Here is an 18,630-nt window from a genome sequence, read left to right as displayed (position 1 = left end):
ACGGGAGGAAGACGATGGGCACGGAAAAGGAATACCGGGAACTCTTCGACCGGGTCGCGGCCTTGCGCGGCCAGGTCGCCGGGAAACTCGCCAACGAGCTGGGCAGCGATCCGAAACTCGGCGACGCGGTCCTCAAGCAGCTGGACGACATGCTCACCGCGGTCGAGGCCGAACAGCGGGGCAAACCGGGGCCCGCGGACGGCGGGATCGCGCAGCTCGTAGGTCTCGGCGATGGATCGGCCGCGGACCTCGGCGCGACGGCGATGCCGCCGGGTGTCGACGCCTACGACGAGACGGTCGCTTCGGAGCGGGTCATCGCGGTCGGCGACCTGTACTACCTGTACCAGCACGAACGGATCGGCGTGTTCCGCGTGGTGCAGAAGCTGCAGGAGCTGTTCCAAGGCGGGGCCATCCGGCTTTCGGACGGCCCCGGCGCGTTCGGCCTGTACCGGTTCGACCGGCGGGACGTCCTGCGCTACACCCGGCGGGACCGCGTCAGCGCGTATCGGCGGGTGCTCGGCTACGGCAAGGGGCTCGGTTCGGCGAACTCGCGGCCGAACACCGATTTCCACCAGCTGTTCACGCAGTTCAGCAACCAGGTCGCGTTGTTCTGGCGGGACAAGCGGATCTCGGACGTCGTCCGCGAGCGCGCGTACGACCCGAGCTTCGGCAGCGTCGCGGTCGTCCGGCGCAGCGGTCTCGACCTGCGGAACAACCTGAAGTTCACCTCGTACGGCCATCTGAACGTGCTGCGGGTGGAGGTCATGCAGCTGCTGACCGAGGCGTTCAAGATCCTCGGTTCGGAGGACGTGCTCGATCTGTTCGGCGCGGCCAACGCGTGGGACACCGTGGACGAGGTGCTGATCCGCTACTTCGATCAGCGGCTGGTGTCGTCGCCGCGGCAGCGGATGGCGGTCACCGGACGCCAGGTGCTGCGCTGGCTCGCGGCACCGCACATCCTCGAAACCACCCGCTCGGAGTTCGAGGCGCTGCTGCTCGAAATCGCGGAGCCCGCCGAAGAGTGGCTGACCTCGGCGCAGTCCCTGCGGCTGGCCGACCGGACGAACTCGCGAGAGGTCCTGCCCGCCGATCGGCAGCGGCCGGCCGGGGTCGCGGTCTCCCGCGAGCCACGTCCGGTCACGCCGCGCCGGAACGGCCACCGCCCCGGCGCGGTGATCACCCTGGACCGCAAGTAGCCACGGGCTGGGAACGATGGCCACGGGGTGGGACGCGAGGTAGCGTCGGGCGCGATGAGTGAACGCACCTGGGGCTTCCGCACCCGCGCCCTGCACGCGGGCGGGACGCCCGACCCGGCGACCGGCGCCCGCGCCGTGCCCATCTACCAGACCACGAGCTTCGTCTTCGAAGACGCGGCCGACGCGGCGAACCTGTTCGCGCTGCAGAAGTACGGCAACATCTACAGCCGGATCGGCAATCCGACGGTCGCGGCCTTCGAGGAGCGGCTGGCCAGTCTCGAAGGCGCGATCGGCGGGGTCGCGACCAGCAGTGGTCAGGCCGCGGAGTTCCTGACCTTCTCCGCTCTCGCCGAGGCCGGAGACCACATCGTGTCGGCGGGCGGGCTCTACGGCGGGACGGTCACACAACTCACCGGGACGCTGCGCCGCTTCGGTATCGAGACCACCTTCGTCGACGGAGATCGCATCGAGGACTACGCGGCCGCCGTCACCGACCGGACGAAGCTGATCTTCACCGAGGTCATCGGCAATCCCGGCGGCGGGATCGCCGACATCGCCGGGCTGGCCGAACTCGCGCACGCGCACGACATCCCCTTGGTCGTCGACGCCACGCTGGCGACGCCGTACCTGTGCCGTCCGATCGAGCACGGCGCGGACATCGTGCTGCATTCGGCCACGAAGTTCCTCGGCGGGCACGGGACCACGCTGGGCGGCGTGGTCGTCGAGTCCGGGAAGTTCGACTGGGGCAACGGGAAGTTCCCGCGGATGACCGAGGTCGTCGAGAGTTACGGTGGCCTGAAGTACTGGGAGAACTTCGGCGAATACGCCTTCTGCACCCGGCTTCGCGCCGAGCAGTTGCGCGACATTGGCGCGGTCCTTTCCCCGCATTCGGCCTTCCTCCTGCTACAGGGGGTCGAGACGCTGCCGCAACGGATGGACGCCCACGTCGCCAACGCGCGAGCCGTCGCGGGGTATCTCGTCAACGACAGCCGGGTGGCGTGGGTGAACTACGCGGGACTGCCGGATCATCCCCACCACGACCGCGCGAAGAAGTACCTGCCCGCCGGTCCTGGCGCCGTGTTCTCCTTCGGCGTCGACGGCGGCCGCGCGGCCGGGGAAACGTTCGTGAACTCCGTCGAGCTGCTGTCGCATCTGGCGAACGTCGGGGACGCGCGGACCCTGGTCATCCATCCGGCGTCCACCACGCACCAGCAGCTCTCCGAAGACCGGTTGCGCGCGGCGGGCGTGGGCGCGGATCTGATCCGCCTGTCGGTCGGGCTGGAGGACGTCGACGACATCCTGTGGGATCTCGATCAGGCACTCGGCAAGGCGGTGGCGGGATGACCTACGACGTCGGCGCGGTCGAACGCCGCCGCATCCTTTCGCGGACGAGGTCGGTGACGATCGTCGGTGCCTCGGGCAACCCGGCGCGGCCGAGCTATTTCGTCGCGACGTACCTGCTTTCCTCCAGCAAGTACGAGGTCAACTTCGTGAACCCGAGGCTGGACGAGCTCCTCGGGCGCCCGGTGTACCCGTCCCTGGCGGACGTGCCCGGCGAGGTCGACCTGGTCAGCGTCTTCCGCAAGCACGACGACCTCCCCGGCGTCGCCGAGGAGGTCGTCAAGGCCGGGGCGCGCACGTTCTGGTTGCAGCTGGGCCTGTGGCACGAGCCCGTCGCCGACCGCGCGAAGGAGGCGGGGCTGGACGTGGTGATGAATCGCTGCGTCAAGATCGAGCACGCCCGGTTCGCCGGAGGGCTCCACCTCGCCGGGTTCGACACCGGTGTGATCAGCTCCCGTCGCCAGTCCGCCCCCTGACCAGCGTGACCGCCGCCCGTGAGAGGGTGGCGGCATGGCCAAACCGACACCGCTGCAGATCAGGAACATCGTCATGGCGGTGCTCATGGTGGGTGCCCTGGTGTGGAATCTGTCGATCGGCGGCGCTTGGTGGCTCACCGCGATCTTCTCGATCGGCACCGTCCTCTCGCTGCTCTCCGCGTACCTGAACCGGCCCGGCGCTCAGCCCTGAGCGGCCTCGAAACGCGAAGCGAGCTCCGCGCGGCCTCGCTCGGAAAGCGCCCCGAAAAGCCGTAGGCGCGCCATCCCGCCGTCGGGATAGATGTCGAGACGGACCTCGGTCACCTCGAGCCCCTCCGCGAGGGCGAACCGGTGCCGGGTGTCGGGCTGCAACCGCGTCTTCGGCAGGAGTTCGACCCATTCGCCGTCGCCGTCCCGGCCACTGAGCGACGCCCAGCCCGGCGCGTTGCCCTTGAGGTTGCTGTTGTCCAGTTCGGCGAACCGGACGACGCCCGCGCCGGCGAGGCGCACCGTGACCCAGTCGTTCCCGTCGTCCCGGCGCCGCGCGGTCTCCCAGCCCTCGGCCTGATGCGCGGCGAGCCCCGGCGAGAAGAGGTTGTTGGGCGAGGAATAGAACATGTTGCTGCAGCCGGTGACCACCGCGCCGTTCTCCAGCGCGGCGAGGTCGAGCGCGCCGAGGTCGAGCAGCCGCGGATCCGGGATCGGCGTGCCGTGCACCCGCAGCCGGGCCACCCCGCCGTCCGGGTGCATGGTCAGCCGGACGTGCGTGTAGCGCTTGCTCCCGCCGATCTCGAAGAAGTTCTCCGTGTGCCCCGCCGCCGCGCCGCGTTTCACCAGCACGTCCCAGTCCGCTTCGGCCAGTTCGGCGGCGTTGGGATAACCGTCGACGGCACAGGCCTCGACCGAGACGAAGGGCGGGTAGTTTCCCTTGAAGAACGCGGTGTCCACGATGACGCCGGTGATCGCGCCCGCCAGACCGAGCCGGACGATGGCCTGGTCGTCGCCCGGTTCCCGGTGCCGCCGCGTCTCCCAGCCGTCGTAGACCTGGCCCTTGGGGCCGAAGGTCTCCGTCTGATGCGCTGGCGCCCAGGGATTGACCAGGTTCTCCTTCTCGGCGAACAACTCGTCCGTCGCCCACATCACGGTCCCGCCGAACTTGCGCGAGGCCAGGTCGGGCCGGGCTGTCCACTCAGGACGGTCGTTCACGGCTTCCTCCATCTCAGCAGTCACCCCGGGTCAGCAGGACGCCTGCCGGGTCTTCACCGGTGATCTCCTCGCCGCGCAACCACGTGCTCCGGACGACACCGGCGAGCGGCCGTCCGTGGTAGGCGCTGACCGGGTTGCGGTGCTTCAATTTCGCGACGTCGACGACGAAGGCCTCGTCGGGCGCGAACACGCTGAAGTCGGCGTCGTAGCCCGGCGCGAGATGTCCCTTGCGCCGCATCCCCGCCTGAGCGGCCGGATGTTCGGCCATCCAACGGACGACGTCGGTGAGGGCGAATCCGCGCTGCCTCGCCTGTGTCCAGACGGCGGGCAGGCCGAGTTGCAGGCCGGCGATCCCGCCCCACGCGAGCCCGAAATCGCCGCTGTCGAACCGTTTCAGCTCGGGTGTGCACGGCGAATGGTCGGTCACCACGCAGTCGATGACACCGTCCGCGAGCCCCTTCCACAGCAGTTCGCGGTTCCCGGCCTCGCGGATCGGCGGGCAGCATTTGAACTGTGTGGCGCCGTCGCCGATCTCCTCCGCGGTGAAGCTCAGGTAGTGCGGGCAGGTCTCGGCGGTCAGCCGGACGCCGTCGCGCCGCGCGCTCTCGACCATCGGCAGCGCGTCCGAGGAGGACAGGTGCAGGATGTGCGCGCGGACGCCGGTCTTCCTTGCCAGCTCGATGACCTGCGCGATCGCCACGTTCTCCGCGCCGCGCGGCCGCGAGTGCAGGAAGTCTTCGTATTTCTCGCCGTGCGGGTCGGGCGCGTGGTCGATCGCGTCGGAGTCCTCCGCGTGCACGATGATCATGCCGTCGAAGGTCCGCAGCTCGGTCATCGCCTCTTCGAGCCCGCGCGCGTCCAGCGGTGGGAACTCGTCGACCCCGGAATGCAGCAGGAACGACTTGAAGCCGAACACTCCGGCCTCGTGCAAGCCGCGCAGCTCCGCGAGATTTCCGGGGATCGCGCCGCCCCAGAACCCGACGTCGACGTGCACCCGGCCCTCGGCGGTCTTGCGCTTCACCTCCAGCGACGCGACGTCGACCGTCGGCGGCAGGCTGTTCAGCGGCATGTCCACGATCGTGGTGACCCCGCCCGCCGCGGCCGCGCGGGTCGCCGAGGCGAACCCCTCCCATTCGGTGCGGCCCGGATCGTTGACGTGCACATGCGTGTCGACGAGTCCCGGCAGCAGGACGACGTCCTCGCCGAGTTCGAGCACCCGATCGCCGTCCAGATCGGCTCCGGCGGGCTCCACCGCGACGATGCGGCCCTCGTCGACACCGACGGTCGCGGGTACTTCCCCGGCGGCTGTCACAGCCCGGGCGGCCTTGATCACCAAGTCCATCTCAAGCCTCCAATTTCCACTGAGTGGAATCGAGGTTTCGCACTCCGACATTAACTCCGGCCACCCTGCTCGTCAACGAGCGCGGGCGGCGCTACCTTCGCTGGGTGCAGTTAGAAGCCGAGTTCACCAGCGAACCGTTCCACGGCGAGGGCCCGCCACCCGAACACGCCGTCAAAGCTCGCGACACCGCGGAGGACGCGGGCCTGTCCGCCGACTTCGGCCCGCTCGGCACCCTGGTCCGCGGCGACGCCGACACCCTGCTCGACGCGCTTCCCGCCATCGCCAGGGCGGCGCTGGACGGTGGCGCCACGCGCGTGACCCTCCAGTTGCGACAGGTCGGTGACGACAAGACGGACGAACCCGCCGCCGAACTGCGCAGTGCCCTCGAACTGCATAACGCGCTGGCCCGGCTCATCGGCGACGTCGAACGCGAGCTCGGCGGCAGACTCGACACGCTCGACCGCGCCGCCAAGCAGCGCGCGGTGCGACTGCTCAAGGAACGCGGCGCGTTCGGCCTCCGCAAATCGGTGTCGACCGTCGCCGAGGCACTGGGGGTCACGAGGTTCACGGTCTACAACTACCTCAACCGAGACCAAGACTGAAGAGCAGATTCAACAAAATGTTGACGGCGGCGGAAGCGTCGCCGTACCGTCGGTTCCCGTGCCGCTCACCATTCGAGAGTTCAACGAGGCTCCCGCTCAGGACGTCCGGCCGGCGCTGACCGCCTGCCTCGACGTCCCGCGCTGGGTGGAAACCCTGCTGGCCAGGCGCCCATACGCCGATGTCGCCGCGTTGCTCGCCGCTTCCGAGGCGCTCACCCCGTTGCGCCCCGAAGAGGTCCGGCGAGCCATGGCCGCCCATCCCCGGATCGGGGAGAAAGCGGACGGGAAAAGCACCGAAGCGGGCTGGTCCCGCTCGGAACAGTCCGGTGTGGACGGTGACGCGGCACGCGAGTTCGCCGCCGCCAACGCCGAATACGAAGCGACGTTCGGACATGTCTTCCTGGTCTGCGCGAGCGGCCGGAGCGGCGCCGAACTGCTGGAAAACCTGCGTTCGAGGCTCTCGAACGACCCTGAGACGGAACTCGAAGTGGCCGGTCAAGAGCTGGCCAAGATCGCCGCGTTGCGGCTGGAGAAGGCGGTGACGGCATGAGCCTCGTGACCACGCACATCCTCGACACCGCCGCGGGACGGCCGGCGGCCGGCGTCGGGGTCCGGCTCGAGACCGGCGCGGGCGAACCCGTCGCCGAAGGCCGGACCGACGCCGACGGCCGGATCCGCGATCTCGGCCCGGACACCCTGGAACCCGGGGTCTACCGGCTGGTCTTCGACACCGGCGCCCACCTCGGCCCGGACTCCTTCTTCCCCGAAGTCACCTTGACCTTCCGCATCGCCGACGGGACCGAGCACCACCACGTGCCGTTGCTGCTGAGCCCGTTCGCCTATTCCACCTATCGAGGGAGCTGATCGCCCGTGGCCATCACCCTGGGCCCCAACCAGTACGGCAAGGCCGAAGTCCGGCTCGTCACCGTCCAGCGCGAAGGCACCGTCCACCACCTCAAGGACCTCACCGTTTCGACGTCGTTGCGCGGGGACCTCGCGGCCACGCACCTCACCGGCGACAACGCCGACGTCGTCGCGACCGACACCCAGAAGAACACCGTCTACGCCTTCGCCAAGGAAGCCCCTGTCGGCGAGATCGAGGACTTCGCCCTGCGTCTGGGACGCCATTTCGTCGGCTCGTTCGAGCACATCACCGGCGCACGGATCCTCATCGACGAACACGGCTGGAACCGCATCTCCGGCCACGACCACGCGTTCTCCCAGGCGGGCAGCGAAAAGCGGACGACCGCGGTGACCGTTCAGGGTGACCAGGCCTGGGTCGTGTCCGGTTTGGACGATCTCGTGGTGCTCAAGTCCACCGGCTCGGAGTTCCACGGCTTCCCGCGCGACGAGTACACGACGCTGGCCGAGACGAACGACCGCATCCTCGCGACCGCCGTGACCGCGCGCTGGCGCTACCAGGGCGACGGGATCGACTGGGCCACGAGCCACGCCGAGGTCCGGCGGATCCTGCTGGAGACCTTCGCGGACAAGCACAGCCTCTCCCTGCAGCAAACGCTGTACGCGATGGGAGAGGCTGTGCTCAAGGAACGCGAAGAGGTCGCCGAAGTCCGGCTCTCGCTGCCGAACAAGCACCACTTCCTGGTGGACCTGTCACCGTTCGGGCTGAAGAACGACAACGAGGTCTTCTACGCCGCCGACCGCCCGTACGGCCTCATCGAGGGTGTCGTCCTCCGCGATGACGCCGAGGATCCAGGACTGGCCTGGCACACCCTCGCCGCCTTCTAGGGCACCGGCAGCGGCATGCCCGGGACGCTCTGGTCGGCGGGGACGACCCCGTCGACCAGGAAGGCGTTCACGATCTTGTCCACCGCGGGGTTCCCGTCCGCGTAGAGCCCGTGGTCGCCCTCACCGGTCACGGTCAGCATGCGCGAGTTCGCGAACCCCGCGTGCGCCTTCCGGGCACCCTCGATCGCCGTGGCGGGGTCGTGCTCCGAGTGCACGATCAGCACCGGCGGAACCCCCTTGCCGTCCATTTTCGGCAGCGGACGGGGTTCCTTGTCCCAGAACAGGCAGACCGAGGCGTTCAGCGTGCCGCCACCCGCCAGGAGCAGACCGCGGTCCAGGTTCCGCTGCGAAGCGCGGATCAGCGACTCACGGGTGCCGGTGAAACGCCCCTCACCACAGAGGGTGTTCCAGAAGGTGGCGTCCTGCGCGTCGGGGTGGTCACCCACCGCCTCGACGGCGGCCTTCGCCTCGGCCACGGCCGCCGGGTTCTCCATCGCGTCCCGGATCTTGACCAGCAGGTCGGCCAGCGCCGGGAAGGTCGCCTTCTTGTACAGCATGTAGATGATGGCCATGTCGAGCTCCATCGGCCCGCTCCCGTTCAGCGGCTTGCGGGACAAGGCGTAGCGGACCCGCTCGTAGTTCTGCCGGACCTCTTCACCGTTGGTGCCGAAGTGGTACTTGGCGTCGTACCGCGCCATCCACGGCAGGAAGTCCTGCCGCCAGCGCCGTTCGAAGCCGACCGGCTGCCGGTCGAACGTCTTCTGCCAGTCCGTGGTGAACTCTGTCGCGGAGTCCAGGACGAACCGCCCGGTCCGCTGCGGGAACTGCTGCGCGTAGTGCGCTCCCAGCCAGGTGCCGCCCGAATACCCGACCCAGTTGATCTTCTCGCGGCCGAGCAGGTCGCGGAGCAGATCGAAGTCCCGGATCGTCTGGTGGGTGGTGATCAACGGCCCGAGTTCGCCGCCGGCGCTCTGGCAGGACCTGGCCACGTGCTCGGCGTTGGCCAGGATCTGGTTCAGATTGCGCGGATCCCGGTCACGTGGATCCAGCTGCCGGATGAGGTCGGCCGTGCCCCGGCAGGTGACGTTGGTGCTTTTGCCGGTCCCGCGCACGTCGATGCCGATGATGTCCTGGTGCTCGCGCAGTTTCTCCTGCCCGCGGAACGTCACCGGGAACCAGCGCCCAGGACCGCCCGGCCCGCCCGGGTTGGTGAGCAACGAGGCCGTCGAGGTGCCGGTGGCCTTCAGCCTGCTGACGGCGATGGTCAGGTCCTGCCGCTCGCCCGCACGATCCCAGTCCCGGGGTGTGCGGAACGTCGAGCATTCGAGCCCGCTGATGTCGGTGCCCGGCGGCAACGTGACCAGTTCCTCCGCCGCGCAGGGATGCCAATCCAGCTTCTGGTCGGCGTAGTGAGCCGGGACGCTCGCCGAAGCCGGTGTGGCTCCGGCGAGCAGCCCGCCCACGATCACCGGGAGCAACCCGGCGGCCAAGAACCGCTTCATGTACTTCCCCCTTCTTCCTTGGTTTCCCAACGGCTCACGACGCTAGGGCCGGGCACACCGGGCGAACATCGACCGCAGGTAGCGCCGGAAGGTGAACCAAGGAACGAGGGATGGCTAGGACCGAGGCACAAGTCCCGCCGCGGTGGCCGTGCGCCGGAGTTTCGTCCGCGGTGGCCGCGTTCCGCGCGTCCGGGGCTTCGTGGACACCGCGGCGGTTCCGCCCAGCGCCTTGAAGATCAGGTCGGCTTCGGCCTTCATGCCCGCCGCATACGGGTGGTAGGCCACCGCCCGGAACAGGCGTCGTGCCCGAGGCTCGGCCCGTAGGTGTCGACGTAGCCGGCGCCTGCCGCCCCCAATAGAAGTGAGCATCTTTCACGTTTGCGGTTGGATAGAACGCTCTATCATGGCGGAGTGACTGGAACGCGGGAACGCATCGTGAACGCCGGCGCCGAGCTGCTCCGGCGCAACGGGTACACCGGCACCGGGGTGAAGCAGATCGTCGAGGCGGCGAACGCGCCGTTCGGCTCGCTGTACCACTTCTTCCCCGGCGGCAAGGAACAGCTCGGCGAGGAGGTCATCCGCACCTCGGGGATGATGTACCTCGCGCTGTTCGAGATCTTCTTCGCCGACGAACCGGACCTCGTCCACGGTATCGAGGCCTGCTTCGCCAGCGCCGCCGAGACGCTGAAGGCGACCGACTACGCCGACGCCTGCCCCATCGCGACGGTCGCGCTGGAGGTCGCCAGCACCAACGAGAAGCTGCGGATCGCGACGGCCGACGTCTTCACGGCGTGGATCGAGACCGGCTCCGAGAAGCTGGGCAAGTACGGGCTCGAGCCGGAAGCCGCGCGGCGCCTCACCATCGCCTTGGTGAACAGCCTCGAAGGAGCGTTCGTGTTGAGCCGTTCGCTGCGTAACACCGAAGCACTCGAGGTCGCGGGCGCCTCGTCGGTGGCCTTCGCACGCACGTTGCTCCCTGCTGCGTGAAGCACCGACGGCAGGCTTCTGAACACCGGGATTTCCCCGCAACGGACAACGGCTTCCGGCCGACCTAGCCGTCGCCAACACCGGAATCCGTTTGGGGAGACCATGATCATCAGGAAGCTCGTGATCGGCACCATCGCCGCGGCCGCGCTGCTCACCGCGGGCGCGGTACCCGCGACCGCCGCCGAGGTCCAGCCGTCCACCCTCACCGCGACCACCAGCAGCACCAAGATCGACGCCGGACAGAGCGTCACGATCTCCGGGAAGCTCACCAAGGCCGACGCCACCCCGATCGCGGGCGCCGAGGTCGGCATCTCGTTCTGCTTCAACGGCTTCTGCGGTGAGGCGCAGGCCAAGCCGGTCACCGACGCCGCCGGCGCGTACAGCGCGACGCTGACCCCGATCCGCACCGGCAGCTACCGCGCCGACTTCTTCTCCACCAACCCGTCGATCGCGAACTCGGGCGCCGACACCGCGAAGATCGTCGTGCTTCACCCGGCGAAGATCACGTCGTTCGCGGCGGGCCGGGACGCGGCCAAGGCCGTCACCGCGTCCGGCACCATCGAGTTCCCCGGCCGGTACACCGCGAACCCGATCCCGGTCGAACTCCAGTACTTCTCGTTCAGCACCTACCGCTGGACCACGGCGGCGACGGTCACCGCCACCTGGAACGGCACCACCTGGGCCTTCGCGGCTTCGGCCGAGCACCGCAAGCCCGGCGCCTGGCGGGCCTTCTACGCGGGCGCGCCCGAGATGTTCCACGCGGCGGCGAGCGACCTCGTCTTCGTGCTCTGACGTTCCGTGAAGGCCTCCCCGCCGGGAGGCCTTCACGGACCACTAGCGGGACGCGAGATACGCCCGCCAGTCCCCCATCGCGGAGATGTCCGTCAGCTCCGGAGAGTCCACATAGGACGAACGCAGGATGGTGGCGAGGCAGGCGGCGCCGTCCTCCAGTTCGATGACGCCCAGCTCCAGTTCCGGCGGTTCCGCCGGGACGAGATGGTCCCGCAGCACCGTGAGCGGCAGGTCGTAGACCTCGCCCACGACGGTCGCGGAACCGCCCTCGTGCATCGCCGGGAACCGGTCGCCCACCGAGAAGTAGTGGTACTTGGGCGCGGATCGGGCCACGCAGCACAACGGCGCGCCCTGCAACTGTTCGTGCAGCGGTCCGCCGCGCATCCCGCCGCCGTTGAGGAACATCAGAACCACGACATGATCCCTTCGATCCCGAAGTACACCCCGAACACCGCGGCCAGGATCCCGAGGATCCAGCCGATCTCGCGGATCTTGCCCTTGCAGATCTTGATCAGCACGTAGGCGACCAGCCCGGCGCCGATCCCGTTGGTGATCGAGTAGGTGAACGGGATCAGCGCGATGGTCAGGAACACCGGGATCGCGAAATCCAGGTCCCGCCAAGGGATCCGCGCGCATTGCGCCATCATCATCCCGCCGATGACCACCAGCGCGGGCGCCGCGGCCTGCGCCGGGACGATGGCCGCGATCGGCGTCAGGAACAGCGTGGCGGTGAACAGCCCGCCGGTGACGATGCTCGCCAGTCCCGTCCGCGCGCCCTCCCCGACGCCGGCGGCCGATTCGAGGAACACGGTGTTCGGCGCCGATCCGGTGACGCCGCCCGCCAGCGCGCCCGCGCCGTCGACCAGCAGGATGCGGCCCATCCCCTCGACCTTGCCGTTCTTGACCAGGCCCGCCTCCTCCGAGACGGACGTGATCGTGCCCATCGCGTCGAAGAAACCGGACAGCACCAGCGTGAACAGGAACACCGCCGCCGTCACCGCGCCCGCCGACCCGAAGCCGCCGAAGAGATCGATGTCGCCCAGCAGGCTGAAATCGGGATGCGCCACGACCTGGTCGGGCACCTTGGGTTCGACCAGCCCCCAGCCTTCGACGTGGAACACGCTGTTGACCAGCACCGCGAGCCCGGTCGCCACCGCGATGCTGATCAGCACCGCGCCCGGCACGCCGCGGCTCACGAGCACGATCATCAGCAACAGCCCGAGGCAGAAGATCGCGATCGGCCAGCCTTCGAGATGGCCCGCGATCCCCATCCGCACCGGCACCGTCGACTGCGCCGAATCCGGTGTCCTGGTCACGAACCCCGCGCTGACCAGGCCGACCAGCGCGATGTAGAGGCCGATGCCGACGGTGATCGCGACCTTGAGCGCCATCGGGATCGCGTTGATGATCCGTTCCCGGACACCGGAAACCGCCATCAGCACGATGCAGAAACCTTCGAGGACGACGAGCCCGAAGGCCTGCGCCCACGTCATCGCCGGAGCCATCTGGAAGGCGACGACACCGTTGACGCCGAGACCGGCCGCGAGCGCCAGCGGCGCGTTGCCGACCAGTCCCATCAGGATCGTGGTGACCCCCGCCGCCAGCGCGGTCGCGGTCGTGATCGCCTCGGTACTCAGCCGGGCGCCGGTGATGTCCGCCGACGCGCCGAGGATGAGCGGGTTGAGCAGCACGATGTAGCACATCGCGACGAACGTGGTGATCCCGCCGCGCACCTCGCGGCCGATCGTGCTGCCGCGGTGGGAGATCTTGAACCAGCGGTCGAGCCCGGACAGCCGCCTCGGCTCGGACGAGGGCAGCGGGGGACGCTCTGTACCTAATTGGGTCATGCCTACTCCACAACGTTGTGGGGCGGGAAGAGTTTCTAGTAGGCCTTCTTGTCGGGTTTCGACAGCCAGGCCTGGAAAGGCGCGAAGGAGTCCGGAAGGGACAGTTGGCCGACGGGTAGCGACCAGGTCTCGCGCGGGCGGGAAAAGAGGTCGTAGAACTCGCGGTCGTCGAAGCCCGCCTCGGCCGCGTCATGGCGGTCCGCGGCGTAGACGACCTTGCCGACACGCGCCCAGAGCGCGGCGGAAAGGCAGAGCGGGCAAGGCTCGCAGGAGGTCACGAGGACGCAGCCGTCGAGTTTGTAGTCGCCGATCGCCTGGCAGGCCGCGCGGATCGCGACCACCTCGGCGTGCGCCGTCGGGTCCAGCGTCGGGGTCACCTGGTTGGTCCCGGTGGCCAGCACCGAACCGTCCCGGACGATCATCGCGCCGAACGGGCCGCCGCCGCGCTCGACGTTCGCGGTGGCCAGCTGAACGGCTTCGGCGAGCCATTTCTGCTCATCGGACTCCGAAATGGACAGACGGGTACCCACGGATGTGCTCCTAGCTCGAAAAAGTACGGATATCAGGTGCCGGTGAGGTGCTCCGGGCGCACGGGCACGCGAGGCAGCGCGAGCCCGGTGGCCGCGCGGATGGCCGCGACGATCGCCGGGGTGGACGAGATCGTCGGCGGTTCCCCGACCCCGCGCAGACCATACGGCGCGTTGGGGTCGGGCCGTTCCAGGACGTCGATGTCCATCGGCGGCATGTCCAGCACGGTCGGGATCAGGTAGTCGGTGAACGACGGATTGCGGATCTTCCCGCCGTCGGTCTGGATCTCCTCCATCACCGCGAGCCCGAGACCCTGCGCGGAGCCGCCCTGGATCTGGCCGAGCACCGCCTGCGGGTTGAGCGCCTTGCCGACGTCCTGTGCGCAGTCGAGCGCGACGACCTTGATCAGGCCGAGTTCGGTGTCGACGTCCACGACCGCGCGGTGTGCCGCGAAACCGTACTGGACGTGCGCGTTCCCTTGCCCTGTCTCGGGATCGATGGGCACCGTGGGCCGGTGACGCCATTCCACGGTCTCGTCGAAGACCTCGTCGCCGAGGACGTCGGCGAGATCCGCGAGCACGCTTCCGTCGGCGGAGACGACCTTGTTCGCGACGACGCTCAGCTTCCCGTCCGCGGCGAGTTTGCCCGCCAAGTGCTTGTGCAGCCCCGAACGCACCGCGACGCACGCGGCCTGGACGGCGCCACCGGTGACATAACTTTGCCGGGAGGCCGACGTCGAGCCGCCGTTGCCGATGTTCGTGTCCATCGGCAGGATGGTCACCTGGTCGATGCCGAGTTCGGTCCGGACGATCTGCTGCATGATCGTGACGAGGCCCTGGCCGACCTCGCAGGCGGCGGTGTGCACGGTCGCCGCGGGTTCGCCGCCGACGAGTTGCAGCCGCACGCGGGCGGTCGAGTAGTCGTCGAAGCCTTCGGAGAAGCAGATGTTCTTGATGCCGACCGCGTACCCGACACCGCGGACGACGCCTTCGCCGTGGGTGGTGTTGGAGACGCCGCCGGGCATGCGGCGCAGGTCGAGTTCTTCGTGCGTGACCGGCAACGGCTTGGCGCGCAGGCGTTCCAGCAGCTCGGCGACCGGGGCCGCCGAGTCGACGATCTGCCCGGTCGGCATCACGCTGCCTTCGGCCATCGCGTTGCGGATCCGGATGTCGACCGGGTCGATCCCGCACGCCTCGGCGAGCTTGTCCATCTGCGATTCGTAGGCGAAACCCGCCTGCACCGCGCCGAAACCACGCATCGCGCCACATGGTGGGTTGTTGGTGTACACGCCCCAGCAGTCGACCGAAGCACTGTCCACATTGTACGGACCGACGCCGAGCGTGGCGGCGTTCGCGACCACCGCACCGGTGGACGAGGCGTACGCACCGCCGTCCAGGTACAGCTTCGCCCGGACGTAGACGAGGCGACCGTCCTTGTCCGCGCCGTGCTCGTAGTACATCTTCGCCGGGTGGCGGTGCACGTGGCCGTAGAAGGACTCCTCGCGGTTGTAGACCATCTTGACCGGCTTGCCGGTGTGCAGCGCCAGCAGGCACGCGTGGACCTGGATCGAGAGGTCCTCGCGGCCGCCGAACGCGCCGCCGACCCCGCCCAGTGTCAGCCGCACCTTGTCCTTGGGCAGGCCCAGCGCGGCGACGATCTGCTGCTGGTCGACGTGAAGCCATTGCGTGGCCACGTAAAGGTCGACGCCGCCTTCGGTGTCCGGGATCGCCATACCCGACTCCGGCCCGAGGAAGGCCTGGTCCTGCATACCGACCTCGTAAACCCCGGACACCACGACGTCGGCCTTCACCGACTGGTCACCGTGCCGGATCTTCGCGTGCCGCACGACGTTCCCGCCGGGGTGCAGCTCGGCTCCCTCGCCGGCGGCGGCCTTCTCGGAATCCGTCACCGGTTCGAGGACCTCGTAGGAGACCTTGATCCGCTTCATCGCGCGGCGCGCGGTCTCGGGGTGGTCCGCGGCGACCAGCGCGACGGGCTCGCCCTGATAGCGGACGACGTCGACGGCGAGCACCGGCTGATCCGCGTGCTCCAGCCCGTACTTGTTCACGCCGGGTACGTCTTCGTGCGTCAGCACCGCGTACACCCCTTGCACCGCAAGGGCTTCGGTGATGTCGATGCCGGTGATCCGCGCGTAGGGATGCGGGCTGCGCAACGTCGCGCCCCACAGCATGTCCTCGTGCCACAGATCCGAGGAGTAGGCGAATTCGCCGCGGACCTTCACCGTGCCGTCGGGCCGCTGCGGGCTCGTCCCCACTCCGTTGCCGGTGGTCTGCTTGGAGACTTCAGTGGTGGTCATACCGTCTCCCTCAGCCGTGCACTGGCCACGGCCAGCTCACGGGCGATCTCGTCTTCGGATTCCTCGCGCAGTGTTCCGCCCTCGACGACTTGCACGCCGCCGACGTACAGCCGCTCGACCGGTGGGGTCGTGCCGAGCACCAGGGCGGCGACCGGGTCGGTGATCCCGGCGTAGTTCAGGCCGTTCAGATTCCAGACCGCGAGGTCGGCGAGTTTGCCCACCTCGATCGAACCCAGATCCTTCTGACGGCCGAGGCAGCGCGCGCCGCCCATCGTGCCCATCCACAACGCCTCGCGCGTGGTCAGCCCACGGGGTCCGCCGCGCTGCCGGGCCTGCAACAGCGCCTGATGCAGTTCCTCACCGAGGCCTCCGGATTCGTTGGACGCCGCGCCGTCAGCGCCGAGCCCGACCGGCACCCCGGCGTCGAGCAGCTGACGCACCGGGGCGATCCCGGCGCCGATCCGCCCGTTGGACGTCGGGCAATGCGCCGCGCCGGTCCCGGTCGCGCCCATCCGCCGGATCGCCTCCGGGGCGAGATGGATCGAGTGCGCGAGCCAGACGTCGTCGGCGAGCCAGCCGAGTTTGTCGGCGTACTCGGCCGGGGTGCAGCCGACTTCGGCGAGGCACTGCTTCTCCTCGTCGACCGTTTCGGCGAGATGCGTGTGGAGCCGGACGCCCTTGCGGCGCGCCAGTTCCGCCGCGCCGGTCATCAGCCGCTCGCTCACCGAGAACGGCGAACACGGGCCGGCCGCGATCTGCAGATGCGCGCCGGCGGAGGCGTCGTGGAACCGCTCGATCGCGGCCTCGGTGCCGAGCAACGCGGCCTCGGTCTCCTCGACGAGGTTGTCCGGCGGGAGCCCGCCCTGGGATTCGCCCCGGTCCATCGAGCCGCGGACGACGTGCAGCCGCACGCCGACCCGGATCCGGGCGGCGGCGAGGGCCTCGACCTGGTCGCCGCCGTCGCGCGGGAAGACGTAGTGGTGGTCGGCGACCGTGGTGCAGCCGGTGGTCGCGAGCCGGGTGAGCCCGGCCGTGGCCGCCGCGTGCGTGATCTCGGCGTCGAGCCTGCCCCAGATGGGGTACAGCGCGACCAGCCACTCGAAGAGCGTGTGATCGGCGGCGAGGCCGCGCGTCGCCCATTGGTAAAGGTGGTGGTGGGTGTTGATCAGACCGGGCGTGACCAGGCAGCCGGAGCCGTCGACGCGTTCGTCGTACTCGCCGTCGGGCGCCTTCCCCGCGCCGACCGCCGCGATCCGGTCGTTCTCGATGACGACGTGGCCCGAGCCGTGCTCGGTGCCCGCTCCGTCGACCGTGGCGATCGCGGCGTTCTCGATGACGGTCTTCACGTGGTCTCTCCCCTGGTCGCGGCCAACCGGACGGCGTCGAGGATCTTCTCGTATCCGGTACACCTGCAGAGGTTCCCCGCCAGCGCCTCGCGAATCTCCTCGTCGGCGGGATTTTCGACGCGGTTGAGCAGATCGTGCGCGGCCACCACGAGGCCGGGGGTGCAGAAACCACATTGGACGGCACCGGCCTCCACAAAGGACTGCTGGACGCGGTCCAGCTTGTCGCCTTCGGCGAGCCCTTCGACCGTGCGGACCTCGCGGCCTTCGACCTGACCGGCCGCGACCAGGCACGAACACACCGGGACGTCGTCGAGATACACCGTGCAGGAACCGCATTCGCCCTGTTCACAGGCGTTCTTCGAGCCTGGCAGCCCGAGCCGCTCGCGGAGGACGTACAGCAGGCTTTCGCCTTCCCAGACGTCGTCGGCCTGGCGGGACTCGCCGTTGATCGTCACGTTCACGCGCACTCGCGTTCACCCTTCTGGAAGTCGTTCCACGCCCAGGTCAGCGTTCGCCGCGCCAGGACGGACAGCGCGTGCTTGCGGTAGTCGGCGCTGCCGCGGACGTCGTCGATCGGCGACGCCGCCTCCGACACCAGCTCGCCGAACCGGCGTTTGACGGAATCCGTGATCGAAGCCTTGGTGGACCAGGGAAGTTCGTCGCCGAGGAACTCTTCGGCCGCGGTCGCGCGGCGCGGGGTCGGCGCCGCCGAGCCGACGGCCGCGCGGATCTCGCGAGTGTCCAGGTGCAGCGCCAGCGCGAACGAGCAGACCGCGATGACCATCGCGTTGCGCGTGCCGACCTTGGCGAACTGCTGCGGGCCGACCTCGGCGGGCAAATGCACCGCGGTGATCAGCTCGTCGGGTTCGAGGGCGTTGCGTTTGACGCCGAGGTAGAACTCCTCGGCCGGGATCAGGCGGGTACCGCGGACGGACGCGGCCTCGACCTCGGCGCCGAGCGCGAGGAGGACGGGATGGGTGTCCCCGGCGGGCGAGGCGGCGCCGAGATTGCCGCCGACGGTGCCCCGGTTGCGGATCTGCGGTGAGCCGACGGTGCGCGAGGCCATGGCCAGCGCGGGCAGAACTTCACCCAGCTCAGCGATCACCCGGACGTAGGGCACCGAGGCGCCGAGCCGGATCCTGCCGTCGGTCTCGGTCCATTCGGCGAGTTCGGTGACCCGGTTGAGATCGAGCAGCGCGTCCGGGCGGCGGTGGTCGAAGTTGAGCTCCACCATGACGTCCGTGCCGCCCGCGATGGGCACCGCGTCGGGCCGCTCGGCCTTGACGGCGAGCGCCTCGGTCAGCGAGCTGGGGCGCAGGAAATCCACTCTCGGGCTCCTCGGTTCGGCGGCGATATGTGACGGCTGACTCAGTAGACGCCCTGCGCCCGTATGGCGGCA

General features: G+C 69.2%; 20 protein-coding genes. 10 read left to right on the top strand and 10 right to left on the bottom strand.

Features of this window, described 5'->3' with window-relative positions; all coding sequences use genetic code 11:
• Nucleotides 1-14 precede the first annotated feature (14 nt).
• The 4 genes from BLW75_RS36585 to BLW75_RS43050 are packed head-to-tail and all read left to right on the top strand — an operon-like array spanning nt 15 to nt 3,224.
• Nucleotides 15-1,196, top strand: a complete 1,182-nt coding sequence (locus BLW75_RS36585; protein WP_034310873.1) for a hypothetical protein — start codon at nt 15-17, stop codon at nt 1,194-1,196.
• A 54-nt stretch (nt 1,197-1,250) separates the two neighbouring features.
• On the top strand, nt 1,251-2,540 hold the full coding sequence (locus tag BLW75_RS36580; protein WP_034310871.1) for an O-acetylhomoserine aminocarboxypropyltransferase/cysteine synthase family protein: 1,290 nt from the start codon (nt 1,251-1,253) through the stop codon (nt 2,538-2,540).
• Nucleotides 2,537-3,013, top strand: coding sequence for a CoA-binding protein (locus BLW75_RS36575; RefSeq protein WP_034310869.1), 477 nt, complete (start codon nt 2,537-2,539; stop codon nt 3,011-3,013). Before BLW75_RS36580 ends, BLW75_RS36575 begins: the two co-directional genes overlap by 4 nt.
• A gap of 34 nt (nt 3,014-3,047) precedes the next feature.
• Nucleotides 3,048-3,224 (top strand): hypothetical protein, encoded by a 177-nt coding sequence (locus tag BLW75_RS43050; RefSeq protein WP_167373560.1) that lies wholly within the window; start codon nt 3,048-3,050, stop codon nt 3,222-3,224.
• Here the strand turns inward: BLW75_RS43050 and alc are convergent.
• Nucleotides 3,215-4,231 carry an allantoicase gene (alc, locus tag BLW75_RS36570; protein WP_034310866.1) on the bottom strand — a complete coding sequence of 339 codons (1,017 nt, stop codon included), beginning with the start codon at nt 4,229-4,231 and terminating at the stop codon, nt 3,215-3,217. The two genes, BLW75_RS43050 and alc, sit on opposite strands and share 10 nt — an antisense overlap.
• 1 nt (nt 4,232) lies before the next feature.
• Nucleotides 4,233-5,561: an allantoinase AllB gene (gene allB, locus BLW75_RS36565; protein ID WP_034310863.1), complete on the bottom strand. Its 1,329-nt coding sequence runs from the start codon at nt 5,559-5,561 to the stop codon at nt 4,233-4,235.
• A 104-nt stretch (nt 5,562-5,665) separates the two neighbouring features.
• On the opposite strand from allB, the gene BLW75_RS36560 reads away from it, so the two are divergent.
• The 4 genes from BLW75_RS36560 to pucL are packed head-to-tail and all read left to right on the top strand — an operon-like array spanning nt 5,666 to nt 7,912.
• Nucleotides 5,666-6,163, top strand: coding sequence for a helix-turn-helix domain-containing protein (locus tag BLW75_RS36560; RefSeq protein ID WP_034310861.1), 498 nt, complete (start codon nt 5,666-5,668; stop codon nt 6,161-6,163).
• A gap of 58 nt (nt 6,164-6,221) precedes the next feature.
• Nucleotides 6,222-6,713: a 2-oxo-4-hydroxy-4-carboxy-5-ureidoimidazoline decarboxylase gene (uraD, locus tag BLW75_RS36555; RefSeq protein ID WP_034310859.1), complete on the top strand. Its 492-nt coding sequence runs from the start codon at nt 6,222-6,224 to the stop codon at nt 6,711-6,713.
• Nucleotides 6,710-7,027, top strand: coding sequence for a hydroxyisourate hydrolase (uraH, locus tag BLW75_RS36550; RefSeq protein ID WP_034310857.1), 318 nt, complete (start codon nt 6,710-6,712; stop codon nt 7,025-7,027). Before uraD ends, uraH begins: the two co-directional genes overlap by 4 nt.
• A 6-nt stretch (nt 7,028-7,033) precedes the next feature.
• Nucleotides 7,034-7,912 (top strand): factor-independent urate hydroxylase, encoded by an 879-nt coding sequence (gene pucL / locus BLW75_RS36545; RefSeq protein WP_034310855.1) that lies wholly within the window; start codon nt 7,034-7,036, stop codon nt 7,910-7,912.
• On the opposite strand, the gene BLW75_RS36540 is transcribed toward pucL, so the two are convergent.
• Nucleotides 7,909-9,414: an alpha/beta hydrolase gene (locus BLW75_RS36540; RefSeq protein ID WP_034310853.1), complete on the bottom strand. Its 1,506-nt coding sequence runs from the start codon at nt 9,412-9,414 to the stop codon at nt 7,909-7,911. The genes pucL and BLW75_RS36540 overlap by 4 nt on opposite strands.
• 411 nt (nt 9,415-9,825) lie before the next feature.
• Between BLW75_RS36540 and BLW75_RS36530 the strand changes: the two genes are divergently transcribed.
• Entirely contained in the window at nt 9,826-10,401 is a 576-nt protein-coding gene (locus tag BLW75_RS36530) for a TetR/AcrR family transcriptional regulator (RefSeq protein WP_449500956.1), read from the top strand.
• Between the two features lie 102 nt (nt 10,402-10,503).
• The gene (locus tag BLW75_RS36525; protein WP_034310848.1) at nt 10,504-11,193 is read left to right on the top strand and encodes an Ig-like domain-containing protein; all 690 of its coding nucleotides are present in this window, start codon (nt 10,504-10,506) and stop codon (nt 11,191-11,193) included.
• 42 nt (nt 11,194-11,235) lie between these two features.
• Here the strand turns inward: BLW75_RS36525 and BLW75_RS36520 are convergent, their stop codons facing one another.
• From BLW75_RS36520 to BLW75_RS36490, 7 genes are read right to left on the bottom strand one after another with little or no spacing between them, the layout of a single operon-like run.
• The gene (locus BLW75_RS36520) at nt 11,236-11,607 is read right to left on the bottom strand and encodes an allophanate hydrolase-related protein (RefSeq protein WP_034310845.1); all 372 of its coding nucleotides are present in this window, start codon (nt 11,605-11,607) and stop codon (nt 11,236-11,238) included.
• A complete protein-coding gene (locus BLW75_RS36515; protein ID WP_091599129.1) occupies nt 11,598-13,040 on the bottom strand; it encodes an NCS2 family permease in 1,443 nt (480 codons plus the stop codon). The genes BLW75_RS36520 and BLW75_RS36515 overlap by 10 nt, the downstream gene beginning before the upstream one ends.
• Nucleotides 13,041-13,075: 35 nt before the next feature.
• Nucleotides 13,076-13,570 carry a nucleoside deaminase gene (locus tag BLW75_RS36510; RefSeq protein WP_091599126.1) on the bottom strand — a complete coding sequence of 165 codons (495 nt, stop codon included), beginning with the start codon at nt 13,568-13,570 and terminating at the stop codon, nt 13,076-13,078.
• Nucleotides 13,571-13,602: 32 nt separating this feature from the next.
• The gene (pucD, locus tag BLW75_RS36505; RefSeq protein WP_034310843.1) at nt 13,603-15,885 is read right to left on the bottom strand and encodes a xanthine dehydrogenase subunit D; all 2,283 of its coding nucleotides are present in this window, start codon (nt 15,883-15,885) and stop codon (nt 13,603-13,605) included.
• Entirely contained in the window at nt 15,882-17,231 is a 1,350-nt protein-coding gene (locus BLW75_RS36500) for an 8-oxoguanine deaminase (RefSeq protein WP_034310841.1), read from the bottom strand. The genes pucD and BLW75_RS36500 overlap by 4 nt, the downstream gene beginning before the upstream one ends.
• A complete protein-coding gene (locus tag BLW75_RS36495; protein WP_034310840.1) occupies nt 17,228-17,698 on the bottom strand; it encodes a (2Fe-2S)-binding protein in 471 nt (156 codons plus the stop codon). Before BLW75_RS36495 ends, BLW75_RS36500 begins: the two co-directional genes overlap by 4 nt.
• On the bottom strand, nt 17,689-18,558 hold the full coding sequence (locus tag BLW75_RS36490; protein WP_034310837.1) for an FAD binding domain-containing protein: 870 nt from the start codon (nt 18,556-18,558) through the stop codon (nt 17,689-17,691). The genes BLW75_RS36495 and BLW75_RS36490 overlap by 10 nt, the downstream gene beginning before the upstream one ends.
• Between the last annotated feature and the right edge of the window lie 72 nt (nt 18,559-18,630).

This window comes from Amycolatopsis lurida, from assembly GCF_900105055.1.
Lineage (GTDB): Bacteria > Actinomycetota > Actinomycetes > Mycobacteriales > Pseudonocardiaceae > Amycolatopsis > Amycolatopsis lurida.
Note: the sequence above shows the minus strand (reverse complement) of the source record. Positions and strands in the feature narration are given on the sequence as shown.